Below are 16,490 nucleotides of genomic sequence, written 5' to 3' on the forward strand. Positions count from 1 at the left end.
CCCGGGCGCCGGGTTCAGCGCACCCGGAACACCGGCCCCTGGGGCGTGAACGGCAGCCGTGCGCCCTGGGGTATGAGATACGCGTGCTCCCGCCGTACCCGCAGCACGTCGCACCAGCCGTCCGTGATCACCAGGACCGGGGCCGCGGGCGGGAAGTCCTGTGCCCGGTTCAGCAGATCGATCCCCGGCTGCAGGACCGTACCGCCGCGGCCGTGGACCCGTACCCGGCCCGCGATGTCGGTGACCGGCAGATAGCCGGCGTCGTGCGGCGCGGCGTCGCAGAAGACGACCCGGGCCGCGGGGACGTCACGGGCCTCGGCGTACGAGGCGATCGCCCCGAGCGCCTTGCCGAGCAGGACGCGGTCCATGGAGCCCGAGGTGTCCAGGACGACGCCGAAGGTGCAGCGGGCCACCTCCTCGGGCGGGAAGTAGCGCCCCGCACGCGGGATGTCGGGCGTGGAGCTCTGGCGGCGCGAGCGGCGCGCATACGACCGTACGGGTTCCGGGCGCGGAACGAACTCGTCGAACCAGCGGGCGAGTCGGGCGTCCCACGGCAGTGGCGGATGGCTGAGCGCACGGATCTCCTCGACCAGACCGCCGGGCAGGAAACCGCGCTCCTGCTGCTGGTGCAGGTCCAGGCCGTTCGCGAGGCCCCGGCGGTAGAACTCGTCGAGGTCGACGTAGTCGCCGGGCGGTCGCAGCGGCGCGCCCAGCACGTCGCCGACGCCCCTGCCGCGCAGCGTGGCCAGCCGCCGCATCCTGCGCAGATCGCCGGCGATGCGGTCGTAGACCTGCTCCGCGGACAGGCTCGCGAGGTCCGGGTCGTACAGCAGCCCCTCGGGCATCGTGCCGACCTGCATCTCACGCAGCCAGCCGTTGATGACGTAGTCGCAGGCGATGTTGAACAGGTACGGGTCGCGAGTGCCGCAGCGGTCGCCGTGGCGCAGGGCGGCGTGCAGCATCTCGTGGGCCAGGATGAAGCGCCACTCCTCGTCCTCGAACTGCCGCAGCGGATTGATGTAGATCTCGCCCGCCTCGGCGTTCACCGCGGCCACGGAGATGCCGTGCGCGCGGGCGAGTTCGGCGTCGGCGACCAGCTTGATCCCGGCCGCCACGCCACCGAGCAGCGGGTAGGAGGAGATGAACCAGCTCAGCGCCTGCTCCCAAGGGCGCGGCCGGGTCGCCTCGCCGTCCAGGGAGTCACGGCGGCCGCCCGCCATGTCCATCGCCGCGGACACGGTCCGGGTCAGCGCGGTGGCGAAGGCCAGCTGCCAGTCGGGGGCCGGCCCCCACCAGCCCTTCCCGTCCACGAGCAGCTGGTCGGGCTCCCCGCCCGCCGTCCCGCAGCGCTCGTACACGGCGGGGAGACCGTCCCGGCGCCAGCGCGCGGCGAGCTGCTCCTCGTCGCCGTCGGGGTAGGAGACCGGCAGGTCCTCGGGGAACCTGCCGACGGGAAAGCCGAGCAGGAACCGGTTGACGACCACGCAGCGCGCCGCGATGTCGTGGCGGTCGGGCTGGACACGGGTGCCCTTGACCGCCGGGACGTGCCCGAAGCCGAGGTGCAGCACCGCGTGCGCCAGTGCCCAGGCCCAGTCGGCGGGGTCGGCGAGCCGGTCCGGGTGGGCGTGCAGCACGCCGTCGGAGTCGACGCGGACCAGCCCGTCCCGGGGCGCGGTGGTGCACTCCTCCGCGCGGCAGACGCTGAACTCGACGGCGGCCAGCGCCGGGTTGGCCCGCATCAGCCGCATGCCTTCGGCGAAGGCCTCCGCCGCGAAGTCCCGTTTCTTCTTGGAGCGGGTGCGGCTCATCGCCGCGCCTCCACCAGCCGCGGCATGTCCCGGGCCGCCTCCACCAGGAACCAGGCCGGCAGGACGGGGTTGCCGTCCGCGTCGGAGGCGATGACGCTCTGGGCTATCTCGACGGAGATCTCGGCGAGCTGCACGAGCAGCGACTTGGCGCGGTACGCGGTCTGGCGTCCGTTCGCCGACATGTGCTCCTTGCTCGCGGGCAGCTCCTTGACGAGCCGGCCCCGGAAGGACTCGGCGAGGTAGTACAGCAGGTCGCGGTCCTGCATGCGGTGCGGCCAGTGGGCGTCGCCCTTGATGATGGCCTCGATGCCGTACTGGCTGCGCACGATCTTGACGTACCCGCAGAAGGCGGTGGCGTGTGCCGGGGTCAGGGTGCCGTGGGCGAGCACCTTCAGCGTCTCCTCGTCGAGGTCGCGGCCGAAGGAATGCAGCGCGTCGGAGAGCATGTGCCAGGAGCGGGGCGTGGAGAACGGCTCCTCGGTCTTGGGCGGCTTGGACCACAGGTGGTCGGGCCGGTCGGTGAGGTGGTCGAGGATCCACGGGTGGATGGCGTTCGCCGCCGCCCAGACGAGCCAGTCCTTCGCGGAGGCCTCCAGGTGGACGTGGGCGAGACGGTTGACCAGCGCCGAGGCGATCGGCCGGGCGAGGGCGTTGTCGGTGGAGCGGTTGCCCGCGCCGATGACGATGGAGCCCTTCGGCAGCTCGTAGCTGCCGATGCGGCGGTCGAGGATCAGCGAGTAGAACGCCTTCTGCACATCCGGGGTCGCCGCGTTCAGCTCGTCCAGGAACAGGCAGTACGGCTCGTCGCGGGCGATCGCCTCGGGCGGGCAGAACACCGAGCGTCCGTCCCGGATCTGCGGGACGCCGATCAGGTCCTCGGGGGCGAGCTGGGTGCCCAGCAGACTCACGCACTCCAGCCCCAGCGACTCGGCGAACGCGCGCACCAGGGACGACTTTCCGATACCGGGGGCACCCCAGATGAACACCGGCCGCACGGTCGCGAGACCGAGCAGCAGTTCCGGGATGCGGGCGGGGGTGACGGTGACGGCTGCCTGCACGCAGCGGCTCTCCTCTTCGGGTCCGAACCGGCGCCGCCTCGCGGACGCGGTTGCTCACCGTCGAGGTTCTCAATGACCGGACGCGGCCGTCATGTCATTTTCGTGCGGGTGCCGGCACCGGATTCCTCCCGGCTCAGGCGACGCGTTCGTCCTCGGTCGCGGACAGCGGCACCTGAGGGCCGTCGCACTCGCGTAGCCAGCGGCGGAAGAGCCGGTGGACCTGCTCGGCTCCGACGAGCTCGGCCCCCTCTTCTTCGGGGGCGGACAGCGTCACCGGCGACAGCAGGAACGGCCGCGCCTGGGCACCGCCGAGTCCGCCGTGCGAGCCGATCTGCTCCTCGAACGCGAGGACTTCGCCCTCGACGGGGTCGTACCAGGAGTTGACCATGATGTCGGCGGTGTGCGGGAAGGAGTGGGTGCGGCGCACGGCGTCGGCGGCGCCCGGGCCGAATCCGGCGAGCGGGCCGCTCCCGTCGGCGAGCCGGCCGACCGGGACCTCGGCGTCGAACGCCCCCAGCACCACCCCGTCGTGCTCCTCGCTGCGCACGAGGACGAAGCCGACACCGGGGTGGTTGGCGAGCGTCGACAGCAGCGCGGGGTGCCGGCGGTCTATCTCCTCCTTGGTCATCCGGTGCGGCACATCGGGAAACGACACCAGTCCGAGGTTGCCGGAGGCGAGCACGACCGGCTCGTCGTGGCGCCGGGCGGGCCGGCGCTCCTCGCCGCCCGCCTCGACCGGTCGGCGCAGCGCGGCCCGCACCGCCGCGCGTGCCTCGGTCCCGCTGTGGGTGCGCTCGACCCTGCGCGGTACGGGCAGTCCGCAGCCCGCCCGCACCAGATTGGCGAGGCTGAGCCCGTAGCGCGTGCGGAAGGTCTCGCCGGGGCTCTGGCCGTGATCGGACAGCACGACGATCCGGTAGGGGCGCGGCGTGTGCTCGGCGACCTGTGCCAGCAGCGCGAGGCAGCGGTCCAGCCGCCGCAGAACCTTCTCGGCGTCGCGGCTGTGCGGGCCGGAGTGGTGGGCCACTTCGTCGTAGGCCACCAGGTCCGCGTAGACCGCGTTGCGTCCGGCGAGCATGTCGCCGATCACCGCCGCGACGACGACGTCGCGTTCGACGACGGTGGCGAAGGCGCGGACCAAGGGGTAGAGGCCGCCGCGCTTGACCCGGGGCCGCTGCCGGGTGAGGCGGGCCCGGGTGGACTCGGCGATCTCGCGGAAGACCTCGGCGAGGAACGACAGGGCGGTGCGGACGGCGTTCGCCGGATCGCTGAAGTAGGCGAAGTAGCCCGCCCGGGAGCGGTTCTCCCGTCCCCTTCTGACGACGACGGACAGCACGAGGGCGACCTCGTCGGCGCCGCCGCTGAACAGGTTGCCGCGGCTGGCCCCGTCGCCGGCGAGCAGTCCGCCGTCACCGGTGCGTTCGATGGCCCGGCGCTGGAGTTCGGCGGCGCTGGCGGGCCGGTTGCAGACCATGACCTCCCGGTGCTCCTTCTCGTACCACCGGAACGCCGGAACGTCGTGGTTGGAGCCGTGCAGGATACCGAGCTGGCTGGCGCCGGTCTGGCTGGACCAGTCGGTGCGCCAGCAGGTGAGCCGGTGGCTGGGCCCTTGGCCGTCGCGGGGCCCGAGCCAGGAGGCCACGGCCGGCATGAGCCCCTTGTCGACGGCCGCCCGCAGCACGTCGTGCCCGACACCGTCGAGCTGGATGAACAGGACGGCCGGGGTGCGGCGTCCGGCCCGGTCGTCGCCGCGTCTGCGCCGGCGGGCGGCGAGCCGGTACAGCCGCCTGCCGTAGGCGGCGTCGTCCCGCACCGCGAGGGCGCCCCCGGTCGCCGAGGCGACGGCCGACATCACCGCCGCGACCACGACGGCGGTCTCGGGGGCGGCCTCGCCCTGGCCCGAGGGGGTGAGCCGCAGCGCGAGCAGCAGCAGCGATCCGTTGAGGAAGAAGACCAGCAGCCCGAGGACGAGGGCGGGTACGAGCAGCAGCAGGCGGACGAGCAGCGGCCACACGAGAGAGGACAGCAGACCGAAGACACCGGCGCCGGCCGCGGCGGTGAGGGCGATGCGGGTGACGCTGTCACCGGCGGCGGACTGGAGCCGAAAGTCGGGCAGCAGTCCTGCGAGGACGAGCATCGTGGCGGTGGACACGGCCCATACGGTGGCGCTCCGCCCCACTCCGCTGATCAGTCTCCGCCAGCGCTCCTGACCCACGCCTCGCTCACCTCACGTCCCGGCCGATGCGATCCCAGGGGATCCGCCCCACTTTGTCACAACGGCCGCAGGCCGCCGAAACGGGCCTGGAGCACAGAGCCGGGCGGCGGCTGGTCAGCGGCCGTCGTAGCCCGCCGTCGGCATGGACAGACGGCGGTGGACACAGGCCTTCATCTGCGCGTCGTACGACGGTTCCGCGCGGCCGACGGTCTCGATCCGGACGCCGCGGCGGGCGCACTCCGCGGTGAAGTCGTCCACGGACGACAGGGCCCGCTCCAGCACCCGGCGGCTCGGGGCGACGAACAGGTCGACGAGGCCCGCCTCCACATCGGCCCACAGGGCGCTGTGGTCGTGGCGCAGGCCCCGGACGAGCAGTTCGCGCGTGACCACGTACCCCCGCTCCGCCGCCCAGCGCGCGCACATGGCGTGCTGGCTGCGGGAGTCGACGAGGAAGGGGTCCGCGTCCAGTTCCTCCAGCGGCGTCAGACTGGCGATCGCCGTCACCCGGATCGGGGCGCCCCCGCCCAAGGCGCCACGCGTGCCGGAGGCTTCGTGCGCATCTCCCATGATGTCCCCCTCACCTCAGGGTTTCGCCGCCGACCCTACTCCTGCCCGTAGGCTCGAGGGGAGTCGCACGAAGGAGGCAATGAAGTGCCGGTGGAGATCACGTGGTGGGGTCACGCCACCTGCACGGTCGAGGACTCCGGAACACGTGTGCTGACCGATCCCCTGTTCGCACGCCGTTTCGCGCACCTGCGGCGGCGGCGCAGCGCGGTGCCGCCGGCCGAGGCCGCCGTCGCGGACGTGGTGCTGGTCTCCCATCTGCACGCCGACCATCTGCATGTGCCGTCGCTGGCCCGCCTCGCCCCGGGCACCCGCCTGCTCCTGCCGCGCGGTGCCCTGGCCCAGGTGCCGGGTCTGCGCAGGCTCGGTCGTCTGCGGCTCACCGAGGTCGTGCCCGGCGACCGGGTGCCGGTCGGTGACCTGGTCGTACGGGTGGTGCCTGCGCGACACGACGGGCGCCGGCTGCCGGTCGGGCCGCATCGCTCCCCCGCCCTCGGGTTCGTCATCGAGGGCGCCGCACGGACGTACTTCGCCGGGGACACCGCTCTGTTCGACACGATGGCCGAGGCCGTCGGTCCCGTCGATGTGGCGCTGCTTCCGGTCGGCGGCTGGGGACCGTATCTCGGGCCGGGGCATCTGGACGCGGGGCGCGCGGCGGAGGCGCTGGCCCGGCTGATGCCGCGCAGTGCCGTGCCGGTGCACTACGGCACGTACTGGCCGATCGGCATGGATGCGGTGCGCCCTCATGAATTCCACGCGCCCGGACAGGAGTTCGTGCGCCTTGCCGCGCAACGCGCGCCGGAGGTGGCGGTGCATCTGCTGGCGCACGGCGAGAGCGTCCGCCCGGAGGTCGCGCGGTGATATTCCTCTCGGCCACCGGTACGGGCGTGACCCCCGAGTCGGCGCAGCAGGCGGTGGGCTATCCGTCGCTGTTCCTGCTGGTGCTGATCGGCGCTCTGGTGCCGGTCGTGCCGACGGGCGCGCTGGTCAGTTCGGCCGCGGTCGTGGCCTTCCACCAGACCGCGCCCTTCTCGCTCGCGCTGGTGTTCGTCGTCGCCGCGGTCGCGGCCTTCCTGGGGGACCTCGCGCTGTACTGGCTCGGGCGGCGCGGTATGCGGTCGAAGAACGGTTCACGGTGGCTGGAGACGATCCGCGACCGCGCCCCGGAGGAGCGGCTGGCCCAGGCACAGGAGAAGCTGAACGACCACGGCATCGCGGTGCTGACCCTCTCCCGGCTCGTCCCCGCGGGCCGCATCCCGGTGATGCTCGCCTGCCTGCTGGCCCGGATGCCGCTGCGCGACTTCGCCCGGGGCGACGCGCCCGCCTGCCTCGCCTGGGCCGCGACGTACGCGCTGATCGGCATAGTCGGCGGATCGCTGTTCCCCAAGCCCTGGGAGGGCGTGGCGGCGGCGGTGATACTGACGGTGGTGATCAGCGCCGCGCCCGGCATGTGGCGCCGGATGCGCCGGGCCGCGACCTCCTGAGACGGGGCGGGGTTCAGCCCAGCACCTGTGAACCCCCGACGGGCAGGTCCCAGAGGTCTTCGCGGGCCAGTCCCGCCTGCTCCCAGGCCGCCCGCACCCGGGTCAGCGGTTCCAGGACGGGCTCCGCGGACAGCACGAACGTGCCCCAGTGCATGGGCGCCATCCTCCGTGCGCCGAGGTCACGCACGGCGCGCACGGCCTCCTCGGGGTCGCAGTGGACGTCGCTGAGCCACCACCGCGGGTCGTAGGCGCCGATCGGCATGAGCGCCAGATCGATGCCCGGGTAGCGCTGTCCGATCCGCTGGAACCAGCGGCCGTAGCCCGTGTCGCCCGCGAAGTAGACCCGCTGTCCGTCGGGTGCCGTCAGCACCCAGCCACCCCACAGGGAACGGCATGTGTCGGTCAGGGTGCGCTTGGACCAGTGGTGGGCCGGCACGAAGTCGAAGCGGACACCGCAGAGTTCGGCGCCCTCCCACCAGTCCAGCTCGGTGACGCATGTGAACCCGCGCCGCCGGAACCAGGGAGCGAGCACGGCTGGGGCGAAGACCGGTGTGTCGGGCGGCAGTCGGCACAGGGTCGGAGCGTCCAGATGGTCGTAGTGGTTGTGGCTGACGACGACGGCGTCCACGCGCGGCAGGTCGCTCCAGGCGACTCCGACGGGGGTGATCCGGGCCGGTGTGCCCAGGATGCGACGCGACCAGACCGGGTCGGTGAGCACGGTCAGCCCGCCGATCCGCACCACCCAACTGGCGTGCCCCGCCCAGGAGACGGCCACCGTGCGCGAATCGACGCGGGGCAACGGGGCCGGGTCGTAGGGCAGCAGCGGGATGTCCGTGAGGGCCTCGGGCCGTGGCCGCATCGCACCTTCGCGGGCGAAGCGGGCGAGGGACTTGATTCCGGGCAGGGGCGCGGTCAGCCGGTCCAAGAAGGAGCGCGGCCAGATGCGGCGCTCGCCGAGCGGACGGGGCTCGGCCAGTGGCGGTAGCGGAGCCGGCAGCCCGGACACCGGGCTGAGCAGGGACGTTGACGAGGGCTCGGCGGCGCTCCGGTACGCCGGAGCGGGACTCGTCATCGGCTCGGTCGGCTCGGACTGCTGCGTCATCGAGGAGGCTCCCATCGCTGAGCGTCGTCGCGTAGATCGTCGAAGACCGATCCCAGGAGGTTCAACGCGCGTTGCACATGTGGCAGTTCCAACGGCTCGGGTGAGATGAGGCATTGGGCCCGTTCCTCGGCGGTGGTGCCGAGGAACGGCCCGGTGGAGAGCCGGACGCGGAGGGCCGCCAGGTCGTCTCCGAACCGGTGGCCGCCGGGCGTGGGCATACCGAGCCGGGCGCTGAGGAAGTCCTCCAGTTCCTGGGCGTCGCCGACGCCGTGCGCGCCGAGCGCGGAGCGCAGCGGGTCGAGGTCGGCGTAGAAGTGGCGCCCGGCCTGCGGGGGCCGGGCAACGGCTCCCGCGGTGACGACGGCTCGGTACGCGGCGGCGGCCACGCGCGCGTGCAGCGCGGTGCCCCTGGTCAGGCGCTGGTCGACGTCGGCGGACTCGTCCAGGGCGTATGTGGCCGCCGCGGCGACCGGATCGGCGATACGGGCACCGAGCGCGGTGAGCACGTCCAGGACGCGGGCGCGCAGCCCGGCGCCGTCGGCGGTCGCCGGGAACCGGGCGACGGCCGCCGGCCAGCCGGGGGGCAGAAAGGGCCCGGCGAGGTCGGTGACGACGGTGACCCGGTCGGGGACCATCTCGGCGGGGCTGAGCAGCACGGTGTCGTCCGGCCGGTGCACGGTGTCGCGCCAGGTCTCGTCGCTCACCATGTGGAGGCCCTCCGCGGTGGCGGCCTCGACCGTCTCGTGCACCAGCTCGGGCGGGGCGACGGTGGCGGTCGGGTCGTCGGCGACCGCGAGCACGAGCAGCCGAGGGTCGCCGCCCTCTGCGCGGATCCTGCGGACAGTCTCCAGGAGGGCGTACGGGTCCGGCACACCGCCGCATTCGGCGGGGGTCGGGACATGGAACACGGACCGCCGAAGCGCCCGGATCTGCGGTGCCCACCAGGCGGGACACGGCCGCGGCACCAGCACGTCCCCGCCCAGCGCGGCGGTCACGGCGGCGAACAGGATGGGCGCACCCGGGGCGGCGGCCACCGTGTCGGGCTCCGCGGGCAGCCCGCGCCGCGCGTAGTAGCCGCCGGCGGCTTCCAGCAGGGGCGGTGTGCGGGCGAAGGATCCGGGGCCCCCGGAGTCGGCGGCCTCGGCGAGGGCGGCGGACAGACTCGGCAACAGGGGCAATCCCTGGTCGGGAAAGGGCGGGCCGTAACGGACGGGGCCGTGCCCTTCCGGATCCGTGCGCCGCATGCATGCCTCCGCGCAGTCCGTGGTGCGGTGGACGGTCCCCCGGGCTGCGGCTCATACAGGGCCCTCGGCCCATGGCCGCGGTTCGTCCTCGTACTTCTGTTCCCTTGTGGTGCCGATGGTGCTCTCGGGTTCTGAGTACCCCGGGATCCGGCCGCTCATGGGCTCCGCCCGACTTGCCCGGTCACAGGGTCAGCCCCTGCCGGTCGCCAGGTGGAGGTAGCCGCGGTGGGCGGCGGCGGCGAGCGCGCCCCCGATCAGCACGCCGCCCGCGACCAGTGTCGGCTCGGACCCGGCGAAGGCGCCCCCTTCGCCCGCGTGCACGCCGTGCTGGGGATCGACCGGAGGCCGCGTCCTGTGGTCCTGGCCCCCCTGCTTCCGGCCCTGCGAACCACCCGCGCCGTCGCCCGGCTCCTTCCCGGGCTGCTCCTTCCCGGGCTGCTCCTTCCCGGGCTGCTGCTGAACCGACCCGTTGCCCTGCTGCGTCCCGGGCTGCGGGAGCTGGCCGTATCCCTGCTCCTTCCCCGGCTGCGCCCCGTTGCCCAGCTGGGTCCCGGGCTGCTGAACCGACCCGTTCCCCGGCTGGGTCCCCGGCTGCTGGAGCTGGCCGTACCCCTGCTCCATCCCCGGCTGCTGAGCCGACCCGTTGCCCAGCTGCGTCCCGGGCTGCATCTGACCGTATCCCTGTTCCGTCCCAGGCTGCTGCTGAACCGACCCGTCGCCAGGCTGCTGCAGCTGCCCGTAGCCCTGCTGCCCACCTGGCTGCTGAACCGACCCATCGCCAGGCTGCTGGACCGACCCGTCGCCCTGCTGTGTCCCCGGCTGCTGAACCCGGCCCTCGCCCTGCCCGGTCCCCCCTTGCTGCGACTGCCCGTAGCCCTGCTGCCCACCTGGCTGCTGAACCGACCCATCGCCAGGCTGCTGGACCGACCCGTCGCCCTGCTGTGTCCCCGGCTGCTGAACCCGGCCCTCGCCCTGCCCGGTCCCCCCTTGCTGCGACTGCCCGTAGCCCTGCTGCCCACCTGGCTGCTGAACCGACCCATCGCCAGGCTGCTGGACCGACCCGTCGCCCTGCTGTGTCCCCGGCTGCTGAACCCGGCCCTCGCCCTGCCCGGTCCCCCCTTGCTGCGACTGCCCGTAGCCCTGCTGCCCACCTGGCTGCTGAACCGACCCATCGCCAGGCTGCTGAAGCGACCCGTCACCCAGTTGCGTCCCCGGCTGCTGAACCCGGCCCTCGGCCTGCCCGATCCCCCCTTGCTGCGACTGCCCGTAGCCCTGCTGTCCGCCCTGGGCCTGTGGCTTGGTCATCGCCTCCTGGCTTCCCTGCGTCCGGGCCTGGCCTTCTGCCTGCTGGCTCCCGGGCACCGTCCCCTGCTCCTCACCTCGCCGGCCATCGGTGCGGTCCCGGCTCACGCTGAACGACGCGCTCCATGGCTTGACGTGGCCGCCGGGCCTCACCGGACACCGCCCGTCGACGCCCCACTCCGCGTCGCGGCCCGCCAGGGCGGCAATGTCGCCGACGGCGCCACCGTCCGGGATCCGGGCCACACCGCTGTACAGGACGGAGGAGGAGTCACGGGCCCTGATGGCATCGCCGTCGACCCGGTAGAGCCGGACCCTGCCGTCCTCGAAGCCCTGGGAAGTGGCCTCGATGAAGTCGGGTGGGGCGCCGCCCGACATGGCACAGGAGACCGTGACGGTGACCGCGCCACCGGGCACCGCGGAGTGCGGGGTGATCTCCGCGGAGGGTTCGGCGGAGGCCGGCGCGGCCATGAAACCCACGGCGGAACCGGCCAGAGCGGCGGCGGACAGGACACGGGCACTGCGGCGCATGCGGGTGACTCCTTCGACGGGTTCCTCCGGGGCACGCCGGTGGTGCCCCAAGAGCCCATGACAGCCCGCCCGGCCACGACCCGCGCGCGGCCGGGCCCCATTCGTGCCACCGGCACCGCCGGGCGGGTGACCGGCGGTGCGCGCGGACGGGACCTCTCCGATCCGCGCAGCACTCACCGCCTGGCCTCTGGGGGCAGATCTCACACCGGTCCGCGGCGTCGCACGCCCGGCCTCCTCGTCGGCGGGGCAGCGTGACGGACCTGACCTCCCGTCACATCGCCCTGGTCACGCGTGCCCCGTGAGGGGCCCGGCCCTCCCGGTCAGTGGCCGCTTCGGCCCCTCACCGCGCAGCGCCTACGCGGCGTCCCGCATCACCTGGTCCCGGAGCCGGTTGCAGCAGCGGCTGATCAGACGGGAGACGTGCATCTGGGAGATGCCGAGCCGCTCGGCGATGCTGCTCTGGGTCATGTCGTCGAAGAACCGCATGTAGAGGATGGCGCGTTCGCGTTCCGGCAGGGCGTGCAGCCGGGGCTTGACGGCCTCGCGGTCGATGACGGTGTCGAGGGCCGGGTCGGGCGAACCGAGGGAGTCCCCGAGGGAGTAGCCGTCCTCGCTACCCGGTACTTCGGCGTCCAGCGAGAGCGCCGTGAAACTCTCCAGGGCCTCGAGGCCCACGAGGACGTCCTCCTCGCTCATCCCGGCGTGCTCGGCGATCTCGGCGACGGTGGGCCTGCGGCCGGAGACGGTCTGCGACAGGTCCTGATAGGCGAACCTCACCCGGTTGCGCAGGTCCTGGACCCGGCGCGGCACGTGCAGGGTCCACATGTGGTCGCGGAAATGCCGCTTGATCTCCCCGGTGACGGTGGGGACCGCATAGCTCTCGAACGCGTGGCCGCGCTCGGGGTCGTACCGGTCGACTGCCTTGACCAGACCGAGCGCCGCCACCTGACGGAGGTCCTCGAAGCTCTCGCCCCGGCTGCGGAAACGGCCCGCGAGCCGCTCGGCCATGGGAAGCCAGGCCTCGACGATCTCGTCGCGGAGCGCGTCGCGCTCGGGGCCCTGCGGGAGCGTGGCGAGCCTGCGGAAGGCCTCCGCCGTCTCGGGGGCGTCGTCATGGGGGTGGTGCTTCACGCTCGCTCGATTCTGCATGGTGGGTCGCAACTCCCTTTGCTGGTGCCTTGGGTGGACGGTCACCGTGGGAGGGGAACCCGAGCCGGACGGGCACACCCGTGGCGGGTTTCCACCGCTCCCACGGACGTGCCTCCTGTCCGAAGCACTGAGGCTGCGCCTGCCCCGGGCCGTGCACGACAAACACGCGAATGCGCGAAGGGACCACGGAGCGTCGCGAGGGGGCGCGCGGCGCCCCGCACACGCCCCGCACACGGCCGGAGACGGCCCGCGCTCGGCGGCGGTCCTGCCCGGACCCCGGGTCCGCCGCGCGCCTTCACCAGGTTTTCCCGGCACCGCCCGGGTGACTCGACAGGTGCGATCCGTACACCCCTCTTCCCATGGGAGGTCCACCGATGAGCCCCAAGGTCGCCGACCACATTCTTCAGCGCCTGCGCGAATGGGGTGTCGAGCAGGTCTTCGGGTATCCCGGCGACGGCATCAACGGCCTGCTCGCCGCCTGGGGCCGGGCCGAGGACCATCCGCGTTTCGTCCAGGCACGCCACGAGGAGATGGCCGCGTTCCAGGCGGTGGGCTACGCGAAGTTCGGCGGCCGTCTCGGAGTGTGCGCGGCGACATCGGGTCCCGGCGCGATCCACCTGCTCAACGGCCTGTACGACGCCAAGCTCGACCATGTCCCCGTCCTCGCGATCGTCGGTCAGACGCACCGGACGGCGATGGGCGGCTCGTACCAGCAGGAGGTCGACCTGCACACCCTGTTCAAGGACGTCGCCTCCGACTTCGTGGAGACGGTGAACGTCCCCGAGCAGCTGCCGAACGTCCTCGACCGCGCGATCCGCACCGCCTACGCGCGCCGCGCCCCCACCGCCGTGATCATCCCCGGTGACGTGCAGGAACTGGACTACTCGCCGCCGACGCACGAGTTCAAAATGGTCCCCTCCAGCCTGGACCGCAGCGGCTGGACCGCGATGCCCTCCCAGGACTCGCTGGAGCGGGCCGCCGAGGTTCTCAACTCCGGCGACAAGCCCGCCATCCTGATCGGCCAGGGCGCCGCCGGGGCCCGCACTCAGGTGCAGCGGGTCGCCGAACTGCTCGGCGCGGGCGTGGCGAAGGCGCTGCTCGGCAAGGACGCGCTGAGCGACGAGCTGCCCTACGTCACCGGCTCCATCGGCCTGCTGGGCACCCGGCCCTCGTACGAGCTGATGCGCGACTGCGACACGCTGCTCACGATCGGCTCCTCGTTCCCCTACACCCAGTTCCTGCCGGAATTCGGCAAGGCACGTGGCGTGCAGATCGACATCGACCCGCACATGGTCGGGATGCGCTATCCGTACGAGGTGAACCTCGTCGGCGACGCGAAGGCGACCCTGGAGCAGCTCATCCCGCTGCTGGACGCGCACCGCGGGCGGGAGTGGTACGACACCGTCTGCGCGAATGTGCGGCGCTGGCACGAGGTGATGGAGAGGCGGTCGCAGCTTTCGGCGGACCCGATCAACCCGGAGTACGTGGCCTGGGCGCTGGACCCGCTGGTGCCCGGAGACGCGATCGTGACGTCGGACTCGGGTTCGGTGGCGAACTGGTACGCCCGGCACCTCACGATGCGGCCGGGGATGCGCGGGTCGCTGTCGGGCACGCTGGCCACGATGGGCTGCGGGGTCCCGTACGCGATCGGCGCGAAGTTCGCCCACCCGGACCGGCCCGTGATCGCCCTGGTCGGTGACGGGGCGATGCAGATGAACGGACTTGCGGAGCTGATCACCGCGGCGAAGTACCAGGACCGCTGGTCGGACCCGCGTCTGGTGGTCGGCGTCTGGAACAACCACGACCTCAACCAGGTGACCTGGGAGATGCGGGCCATGGAGGGCTCCCCGTCGTTCCTGCCCTCCCAGGAACTGCCCGACGTCCAGTACGCCGCGTTCGCCCGCTCCCTCGGGCTGACCGGCGTCCGGGTGGAGAAGCCGGGGGACGTCGAGGCGGGCTGGCGCGCGGGCCTGGAGGCGGACGGCCCGGCGGTCATCGAGTTCCTCACGGACCCGGCCGTACCGCCGATCCCGCCGCACGCCACCTGGGAGCAGATGGAGGCCACGGCCGCCTCGATCCTGAAGGGCGACGCGGACCGCGGTCCGATGGTTCGCCAGGGCTTCAAGGCGAAGGTGCAGGAGTTCCTGCCCGGACGCGGCCACCAATAGCCACCGACCGCACCCCCCGGTCGCCGTGTCGAACGCGGCCCACCGGGTACGCGAGGGCCACCCCCGAAGATCTGGAGGGAGTCATGCAGCGAGGCAGTGACCGGCTGAACGTCCACAGGGACGACGAAATGAAGCACGAACTGCAGGGTCTGCTGCGGTCGGGCCACCCGACCCGCACCGAGGAGTGGCACGACCCCGAGCCGACGGCCGACGACGACCCGGCGGTCTGGCGCGGAGCGGTCGTGCCCGGCACCCCCCGGGTGGCCCTGGAGGCCGCCCGTCTGGAGCTGGCCCGATATCTCGGGCGCAGCGACTTCCCGGCGAGCGCGGGCGATCTGGTCCGCGTCCTGCGCGACAAGAACGCGCCCGACCCCCTGGTCGAGACCGTGGAGCGGCTCCGGCGTTCGACACGCTTCGCCAACCAGGAGCAGCTCGCCGAAGCCACCGTCGGTGCGTGAGGGCCGCGCACCGCGCACGGGGGGCACGGCCGGGGGTACTGAGGGCGTCGTTCCACCGACCCCCCGGTGACCCCCCACGTGCACAAGGCGGCCGCGCCTCGGAACGTGCGCACCGCCGTGAACGGCGACCGGGACGCCGAGCCGCCGGATGGCATCCACACCCCCGGGCTCGGCGTCTCGTCCCGCGACCGTCCCACCGGCACGGCCGCGGGGATCCGCATATGCGTACTGCTGCCGTACGGCGAGGAGTTGCCGCGCCGCGTCCACGCGGGACGACGCCCGGCACGCGACGGGAATGAGGCGGCATATGACGAGGCCGCCCGGCAGGCACAAGCACAGGCACAGGCACAGAAAGGACAGTGGGACATCATGCGCATCGCGTTCCTGACGGCGCCGGAAGGCGTCGAGCAGGTGGAACTGACCGACCCCTGGCAGGCCCTCGTCGACGCCGGCCACGAGCCGGTCCTGGTGTCGACGAAGCCGGGCCACATCCAGGCGTTCAAACACCTGGACAAGGCGGACACGTTCCCGGTGGACGCGGTCGTCGGCCAGGTAGAGGCCAATTCCTTCGACGGGCTGGTCCTGCCGGGAGGCGTGGCCAACCCTGATTTCCTGCGGATGGACGAGCGGGCCGTCAAGTTCGTCCGGGACTTCTTCGGTCAGGGCCGTCCGGTCGCCGCGATCTGCCATGCGCCGTGGACGCTGGTCGAGGCAGACGTCGTACGGGGCCGCACCCTGACGTCGTGGCCGAGCCTGCGCACCGACATCGGCAACGCCGGCGGCACCTGGGTGGACGAGCAGGTACGCGTCGACCACGGGCAGAACACACTGGTCACCAGCCGCAAGCCGGGTGATCTGAAGGCGTTCGACGAGGCGATCCTGACGGAGTTCGCCGCGTAGCCGCGGTTTCCGGCCCGCGGACGGCGCTCACCGTGTGACGCCTGACGACCGGACGGCGCGGCCCCATGGTGAGGGGCCGCGCCGTCCGGTTCTGCGTGCCCCGGGCCCTCGCACGCCCGGGAGGCCGGACGCGTGCGGCCGGTGTCAGCGGGCGGGCCCCACCCCTTCTCGGCGAGCGCTGCCCAGTTCCGTCAGGGGCGTGCCCGGTTCCCGGTTCCGGGCCCCGTCCCGGGTGCGGCTCGCCGCGACCCCCCGGCGTGGATGGCGGCGCAGGTACTCGCCCTCCAGCTGCGCCATACGGTGGTTGTGCGTACGCAGTGCGTCGTTCGAGCCGTACAGCAGCGTGTCGTGGCGTGTGCGGTGGATCGCTTCCAGCTCTTTCATGAGCTGGTGGTCGGTCAGCCGGCCCGGGTCGACTCCGGTCATGGTGGTACCCCGCTCGTCGTGTTCCTCAGTGCGGTCCGGGTACCCGCCCGGAAAAAGCAATACCCCGAGCGGCATCCGGGAGGG

14 protein-coding genes are annotated in these 16,490 nt (G+C 72.8%); 6 read left to right on the forward strand and 8 right to left on the reverse strand.

Annotated features, from left to right (window positions below; all coding sequences use genetic code 11):
• Positions 1–14 precede the first annotated feature (14 nt).
• From ACQEXA_RS13980 to ACQEXA_RS13995, 4 genes are all read right to left on the reverse strand, one after another.
• Positions 15–1,808: a vWA domain-containing protein gene (locus tag ACQEXA_RS13980; protein WP_433130102.1), complete on the reverse strand. Its 1,794-nt coding sequence runs from the start codon at positions 1,806–1,808 to the stop codon at positions 15–17.
• On the reverse strand, positions 1,805–2,866 hold the full coding sequence (locus tag ACQEXA_RS13985) for an ATP-binding protein (RefSeq protein ID WP_359409401.1): 1,062 nt from the start codon (positions 2,864–2,866) through the stop codon (positions 1,805–1,807). The genes ACQEXA_RS13980 and ACQEXA_RS13985 overlap by 4 nt, the downstream gene beginning before the upstream one ends.
• A gap of 133 nt (positions 2,867–2,999) precedes the next feature.
• Complete coding sequence (locus ACQEXA_RS13990) at positions 3,000–5,081, reverse strand: alkaline phosphatase family protein (RefSeq protein ID WP_433130104.1); 2,082 nt, start codon at positions 5,079–5,081, stop codon at positions 3,000–3,002.
• A gap of 114 nt (positions 5,082–5,195) precedes the next feature.
• Entirely contained in the window at positions 5,196–5,648 is a 453-nt protein-coding gene (locus tag ACQEXA_RS13995) for a hypothetical protein (protein WP_433130106.1), read from the reverse strand.
• Between the two features lie 84 nt (positions 5,649–5,732).
• Between ACQEXA_RS13995 and ACQEXA_RS14000 the strand changes: the two genes are divergently transcribed.
• Together ACQEXA_RS14000 and ACQEXA_RS14005 are read left to right on the forward strand one after the other, a co-directional pair.
• The gene (locus ACQEXA_RS14000; RefSeq protein ID WP_432934597.1) at positions 5,733–6,506 is read left to right on the forward strand and encodes an MBL fold metallo-hydrolase; all 774 of its coding nucleotides are present in this window, start codon (positions 5,733–5,735) and stop codon (positions 6,504–6,506) included.
• Positions 6,503–7,129, forward strand: coding sequence for a DedA family protein (locus tag ACQEXA_RS14005; protein WP_432934595.1), 627 nt, complete (start codon positions 6,503–6,505; stop codon positions 7,127–7,129). Before ACQEXA_RS14000 ends, ACQEXA_RS14005 begins: the two co-directional genes overlap by 4 nt.
• A gap of 13 nt (positions 7,130–7,142) precedes the next feature.
• Here ACQEXA_RS14005 and ACQEXA_RS14010 read toward each other — a convergent pair whose 3' ends face one another.
• On the reverse strand, positions 7,143–8,231 hold the full coding sequence (locus tag ACQEXA_RS14010) for an MBL fold metallo-hydrolase (RefSeq protein ID WP_432934593.1): 1,089 nt from the start codon (positions 8,229–8,231) through the stop codon (positions 7,143–7,145).
• Positions 8,228–9,475, reverse strand: coding sequence for an aminotransferase class I/II-fold pyridoxal phosphate-dependent enzyme (locus ACQEXA_RS14015; RefSeq protein ID WP_433130109.1), 1,248 nt, complete (start codon positions 9,473–9,475; stop codon positions 8,228–8,230). The genes ACQEXA_RS14010 and ACQEXA_RS14015 overlap by 4 nt, the downstream gene beginning before the upstream one ends.
• A 210-nt stretch (positions 9,476–9,685) precedes the next feature.
• On the opposite strand from ACQEXA_RS14015, the gene ACQEXA_RS14020 reads away from it, so the two are divergent.
• Positions 9,686–11,560 carry a hypothetical protein gene (locus ACQEXA_RS14020; protein ID WP_433130111.1) on the forward strand — a complete coding sequence of 625 codons (1,875 nt, stop codon included), beginning with the start codon at positions 9,686–9,688 and terminating at the stop codon, positions 11,558–11,560.
• A gap of 99 nt (positions 11,561–11,659) precedes the next feature.
• Here ACQEXA_RS14020 and ACQEXA_RS14025 read toward each other — a convergent pair whose 3' ends face one another.
• On the reverse strand, positions 11,660–12,454 hold the full coding sequence (locus tag ACQEXA_RS14025; RefSeq protein ID WP_359409376.1) for an RNA polymerase sigma factor SigF: 795 nt from the start codon (positions 12,452–12,454) through the stop codon (positions 11,660–11,662).
• Positions 12,455–12,828: 374 nt separating this feature from the next.
• On the opposite strand from ACQEXA_RS14025, the gene ACQEXA_RS14030 reads away from it, so the two are divergent.
• From ACQEXA_RS14030 to ACQEXA_RS14040, 3 genes are all read left to right on the forward strand, one after another.
• A complete protein-coding gene (locus tag ACQEXA_RS14030; RefSeq protein ID WP_433130113.1) occupies positions 12,829–14,622 on the forward strand; it encodes a thiamine pyrophosphate-requiring protein in 1,794 nt (597 codons plus the stop codon).
• Positions 14,623–14,705: 83 nt separating this feature from the next.
• Positions 14,706–15,080, forward strand: coding sequence for a DUF2795 domain-containing protein (locus tag ACQEXA_RS14035; RefSeq protein WP_432939686.1), 375 nt, complete (start codon positions 14,706–14,708; stop codon positions 15,078–15,080).
• Positions 15,081–15,449: 369 nt separating this feature from the next.
• Positions 15,450–15,980: a type 1 glutamine amidotransferase domain-containing protein gene (locus ACQEXA_RS14040; RefSeq protein ID WP_432939684.1), complete on the forward strand. Its 531-nt coding sequence runs from the start codon at positions 15,450–15,452 to the stop codon at positions 15,978–15,980.
• Between the two features lie 144 nt (positions 15,981–16,124).
• On the opposite strand, the gene ACQEXA_RS14045 is transcribed toward ACQEXA_RS14040, so the two are convergent.
• On the reverse strand, positions 16,125–16,481 hold the full coding sequence (locus tag ACQEXA_RS14045; RefSeq protein WP_432939681.1) for a DUF6158 family protein: 357 nt from the start codon (positions 16,479–16,481) through the stop codon (positions 16,125–16,127).
• Positions 16,482–16,490: the final 9 nt, after the last annotated feature.

This window comes from Streptomyces sp. CA-106110 (genome assembly GCF_050936285.1).
GTDB lineage: Bacteria > Actinomycetota > Actinomycetes > Streptomycetales > Streptomycetaceae > Streptomyces.

Excerpts from the sequence above, each read along its gene's own strand:
- ACQEXA_RS13980 (WP_433130102.1), bottom strand. The coding sequence starts at position 1,808 with ATGAGCCGCACCCGCTCCAAGAAGAAACGGGACTTCGCGGCGGAGGCC.
- ACQEXA_RS14015 (WP_433130109.1), bottom strand. The coding sequence starts at position 9,475 with ATGCGGCGCACGGATCCGGAAGGGCACGGCCCCGTCCGTTACGGCCCG.
- ACQEXA_RS13995 (WP_433130106.1), bottom strand. The coding sequence starts at position 5,648 with ATGGGAGATGCGCACGAAGCCTCCGGCACGCGTGGCGCCTTGGGCGGG.
- ACQEXA_RS14010 (WP_432934593.1), bottom strand. The coding sequence starts at position 8,231 with ATGACGCAGCAGTCCGAGCCGACCGAGCCGATGACGAGTCCCGCTCCG.
- ACQEXA_RS14035 (WP_432939686.1), top strand. The coding sequence starts at position 14,706 with ATGCAGCGAGGCAGTGACCGGCTGAACGTCCACAGGGACGACGAAATG.
- ACQEXA_RS14040 (WP_432939684.1), top strand. The coding sequence starts at position 15,450 with ATGCGCATCGCGTTCCTGACGGCGCCGGAAGGCGTCGAGCAGGTGGAA.
- ACQEXA_RS14025 (WP_359409376.1), bottom strand. The coding sequence starts at position 12,454 with ATGCAGAATCGAGCGAGCGTGAAGCACCACCCCCATGACGACGCCCCC.
- ACQEXA_RS14030 (WP_433130113.1), top strand. The coding sequence starts at position 12,829 with ATGAGCCCCAAGGTCGCCGACCACATTCTTCAGCGCCTGCGCGAATGG.
- ACQEXA_RS14045 (WP_432939681.1), bottom strand. The coding sequence starts at position 16,481 with ATGCCGCTCGGGGTATTGCTTTTTCCGGGCGGGTACCCGGACCGCACT.